Raw genomic sequence first — 4314 nt, forward strand, 5'->3', positions numbered from 1 at the left:
CGATTCGCCGCCGTCGACCGGGCCGCGCCGGGCCAGGTCGGCCTCGCGCTCTCCCTTGTCGTCTGGTCGACCACCGTCGGCGCAGTCATCGGGCCCAACCTGACGGGCCCCGGAGCGTCGGTCGCGGATGCAGTCGGTCTGCCGGACCTGGCCGGCCCGATGCTGTTCTCGGCCGGTGGCTTCGCGCTTGCCGGACTGCTGACCGTCGTGTTCCTGCGCCCCGACCCCCTCGTGCATGCCGTGGGCGCCAAGCCGGCCGCACGTGGCATCCGCGCAGCGCTTCCGCACATCCGCGGCCGCACCGCCACCGCGATCCTGGCGATCGCCGCTTCGCACGCCGTCATGGTGGCCGTCATGGCGCTGACCCCCGTCCACATGAAGGATCACGGCTCGAGCCTCAACGTCATCGGTCTCACGATCAGCCTGCACATCGCCGGCATGTTCGCCCTGTCGCCGCTCATGGGCGTCCTGAGTGACCGCTGGGGTGCCGACCGCACGATCCTGCTGGGTCAGTCCATCCTGTTGCTGGCGGTCTTCGTCGCGGGGACGTCCGGCCACTCCGAGGTGCAGATCACCGTCGGCCTGACGCTGCTGGGCATCGGGTGGTCGGCGTCGGTCATCGCCGGAGCTGCGATGTTGACGCGGACGCTGGCCACCGCCGATCGCCCCGTGGTGCAGGGCTTCTCCGATCTCTCGATGAACCTCGCCGGCGCCCTCGGCGGGCTGCTTGCCGGCATCGTGGTCGCGCTCAGCGGCTACGGCACCCTCAACGCGGCCGCAGCCGTGCTGACGCTGCCCGTGATCGCCCTGGTGCTGTCCGGCCGCCGGGTCGCCGCCTCGGTCGCCTAGTCGGCGTTCTGCGCGACCAGACTGGGTTCTTTGGCCCGACCTGGCAGCCGGTCGACGATCGGATCCGTGACGTCCCAGAACAGGTCGGCAACCGGTCGCAGCTTGTCGCGGATCCACCGGTCGAACAGGATGAATGTCGACGTGCTCACGAAGATCGCGTCGAACGCGATCATCGACAGCGAGAACCACGGCAGCGCCATGAGCACCGCGATCGAGAGGTGGAACATGAGCGCGCAGAAGATCGCGATCCGTCGTGAGATCGGGTGGATCAACGCGAGGCTGAACAGGAGCTGGACGACAACCGCGGCATACGTCGCCGTCCCCACCACGATCCCGATGTGGGTGAACGCATCGGTGAGGAACGGGAACGGCTTGTACTCCTGCAGCTGCAGCGGGTAGTACAGCGCAGTTCCGTGGCTCCACAGCTCGCCCTTGACCTTGAACATGCCAGCGGAGAAGTAGATGATCATGAGCTGCCACGCGAGGGCGATCAGCACGACGTTGTGGAGGCCATTGGTGAGCCACAGCGGGAGCACGCGGTGGCTGTTGTAGAGGTTCTTGAGCACGGCGCCGAAGCCGCCGGCTCCCCGGCCGACCGGCTGCGCCTCGGTCCGGGCCCGCCGCCGAGCGTCCAGCGACCAGTGCTCACTGGTGTGCATGAACATCAGGAGAAACAGTCCGACGCGCAGGATGTTGTCACCCTGATCGCCGAGGACCGGGATCCGCTCGATGATCGAGATGTGGCCGATCAGCATCAACGGGCCGACGAAGCGGGTGTGCCAGCCGAGCACGAACAGCAACGCGACGAAGATGACCAGCAAGTAGTAGAACAGGAACGTCGTGTTGCCCATGCCGTCGACGATGACCCGCGGCGGCCAGTAGAACGAACCGTCCTGCAGGGGCTTGTTCCAGACCGAGCCCTCGCCGAACAGCAGGTTGCGGACCCGGAAGTTGGTGATCAGGATGCCCATGACCGAGCAGCCGGCGAGGATCCGGGCCAGCGAGGCGCCATAGATCGAGCGCTTGTCGGTCAGCAGCCATGACTCGAACTTGTCGTACCAGTCGTTGACCAGGTCGAGTCCCCGAGAGGCGTTGGACGGTTGCGACATGACTACTCACCGCCCTTTTCGGACTTCGGCGCGGGCGCCTTGCGGACATAGCCGTCGAAGGCGGCCTGCGCGTCGGCGTTTCCGGGCATGGCCTTGCGAATGCCGACGCGGTAGTAGGTGAATGGCACGTCGAGGAAGTTGATCTCATGGCGCTTGCTGAAGTTGGGCACCGAGCGGTGACCCACCTGGAACTCCACGGCGGTGACGCCCTTGCCCCACCGCGCGTTGGCGTACATCGTGCCGTAGCGAGTCAGCATCTCGTCGTTGTCGAGGTACTGCTTGATGGCCGATCGGCCGGCCAAGCCCTTCGTGTTGTACCGCAGTAGCAGCTTTTCCAGCTCGCTGCGCGGCGACGTAAGGAGGATCCCGCCGATCACCAGTCGCTGCTGCTCGTTGAACTGGCCGACGGTCGAGTTGATGTTGCCGCCGAGGCGGCGGGTCGCGGAGTGGAAGCGTGACGGGTTGACGAGGTACTTGATCCGCTGGTCCTCGTCGGCCGTGATGTCGAACCAGTTGGTCACCCGGGTGTCGTCCTCGCCCGGCGTGCCGTAGTAGGCACGGACCTTGACGTTCTCTCCGCCGCGGCGCGGGATGGGGGCGAACACCGACCAGGACTGCTCGAACGGGAAGACATCGTTGTTGATGTACTCGCTGAGGTTCTCGCGGCCGACCGCGTCCCAGTAGGGGTTCTGCGGCATGACCCACAGCGTCACCAGAAACGTGTGAACCGCGAACACGACTCCGATCGCGACGATCACGAGGCGTCGTCCGATCGGCGGGATCGTCGTCGCGTGCGGCGATGCTTTCGGGTCTTCCACTTCAGGTGTCCTTACGTGCCAGACGCTGTCCACGGCTACGCCGAAGCGTAGCCGTGGACAGCGTCAGATGCAGAGTTGTCAGGCTCGTGTTGCTCGTCTGATCTCAGGCCTGCTGGCGGCGGCGTGCACCGTAGATGACCGCGCCACCCGCAGCGACGAGGACTCCGCCGGCCGCAAGAAGTCCGAGGTTGGAGCCACCGGTGTCCGGCAGAGCGTCGTCGTCGCAGTCCGCCGAGGCGGCCTTGAACTGGGTCGCACTCAGGACGCTCGTCGTGCTCGTGCCGGTGAGGCCCGTCGTCAGGACGCCATCGAGCGCTCCTTCGACGGCAACTGCGTCGATGTCCGTGTCGCCGGTGATGGAGTTGGTGCTGGCGACCGCGTCGACGTCGAGTGCGGCGAGCGCCTGGCCATCGACCTCCGTGCCGGTCGCGAGGAGACCCGCGACGCCGACCGAGTTGGGGCTGGCCACCGCGTCGATGTCGAGGTTGGACTCGACGAGCTCTCCATCGGTCGTCGTGGCGGTTTCGCCGGTGACGGCCTCGATGCCCTCGACACCCACCGAGTTGTTGGCGGCAACGGCGTCGACGTCGAGGCCGGCGACGACTTCACCATCGACATCTTCGCCGGTCGTGCTGGTCACGGCCTGGATGCCCTCGATGCCGACCGAGTTGGTCGAAGCAACCGCGTCGATGTCGACGTTGGAGGTGACGAGCTCACCGCTGGTCTGCGTGCCGGTGACGGCCTCGAGCCCGGTCGTGCCGTCGACGTCAACAGCGACCGAGTTGGTTGCCGCGACCGCGTCGAGGTCGAGGCCTGCCGCGACCTCGCCGTCGGTCTCGGTGCCGGTCGTGCTCGTCGCGAGGATGCCGTCGAGCGCAGCTGAGTTGGTCGCCGCGACCGCGTCGATGTCGGTGTTGGACGTCACGAGCTCGCCGTCCGTCTCGGTGCCGGTCGCGATGGTGCCGCTCTCGTTGGCACCGACGTCCGTGGCGATCGAGTTGGTCGCGGAGATCGCGTCGATGTCGAGCGCGGGGCCGTCGTCACCGATGGCCAGGTTGCCGTCGGTCTGGGTGCTGGTCGCGAGGACACCGTCGGCGACGGTCGAGTTGGTGCTCGAGATCGCCTCGACGTCGGTGTTGGTCGTGACGAGCTCGCCGTCGGTCTGGGTGCCCGTGGTAAGGACGCCGGCCGATTCGATGGCGTTGGGCGCGGAGACCGCCACACCCTCGATGAGGGTCACGAGCTGGCCGTCGATCTGCTGGCTGTCGGCGTCCGCCGAGATGGAGTCGGCATCCGTGTCGGCGTCAGCGTCGGCATCTGCATCCGTGTCGGCGCTGGTGTCGGCGTCCGCGTCCGTGTCTGCGCTGGTGTCAGCGCTGTCGTCGATGCAGCTGTCCGCCGTGACGAGGCTCACCGGAGCAGCGCTGGCGCTACCGGCGAAGCCGATCGATGTGCCGGAAGCCAGGACCAAGGTTCCCAGTGCCATGGTGGCTTTGCGGATCTTCATGTTTCCCTCGTCATTCTGCGTGTTCACGAAA

General features: G+C 66.9%; 4 protein-coding genes. 1 reads left to right on the plus strand and 3 read right to left on the minus strand.

Annotation, left to right across the window (positions count from 1 at the left end):
* Positions 1–849, plus strand: an 849-nt coding sequence (locus V6M46_RS09505) for an MFS transporter (RefSeq protein WP_332664166.1), incomplete at its 5' end; no start/stop codon positions are given.
* Here the strand turns inward: V6M46_RS09505 and V6M46_RS09510 are convergent.
* The 3 genes from V6M46_RS09510 to V6M46_RS09520 all read right to left on the minus strand — a co-directional run bounded on the left by V6M46_RS09510 (position 846) and on the right by V6M46_RS09520 (position 4283).
* Positions 846–1958, minus strand: coding sequence for an HTTM domain-containing protein (locus V6M46_RS09510; RefSeq protein WP_332664169.1), 1113 nt, complete (start codon positions 1956–1958; stop codon positions 846–848). The genes V6M46_RS09505 and V6M46_RS09510 overlap by 4 nt on opposite strands.
* Before the next feature lie 2 nt (positions 1959–1960).
* Positions 1961–2776: a DUF5819 family protein gene (locus V6M46_RS09515; RefSeq protein ID WP_332664171.1), complete on the minus strand. Its 816-nt coding sequence runs from the start codon at positions 2774–2776 to the stop codon at positions 1961–1963.
* 103 nt (positions 2777–2879) lie between these two features.
* Entirely contained in the window at positions 2880–4283 is a 1404-nt protein-coding gene (locus V6M46_RS09520; RefSeq protein ID WP_332664174.1) for an LPXTG cell wall anchor domain-containing protein, read from the minus strand.
* Positions 4284–4314 lie beyond the last annotated feature (31 nt).

Origin of the sequence: Aeromicrobium sp. (assembly GCF_036676885.1) — a bacterium.
Taxonomy (GTDB): domain Bacteria; phylum Actinomycetota; class Actinomycetes; order Propionibacteriales; family Nocardioidaceae; genus Aeromicrobium.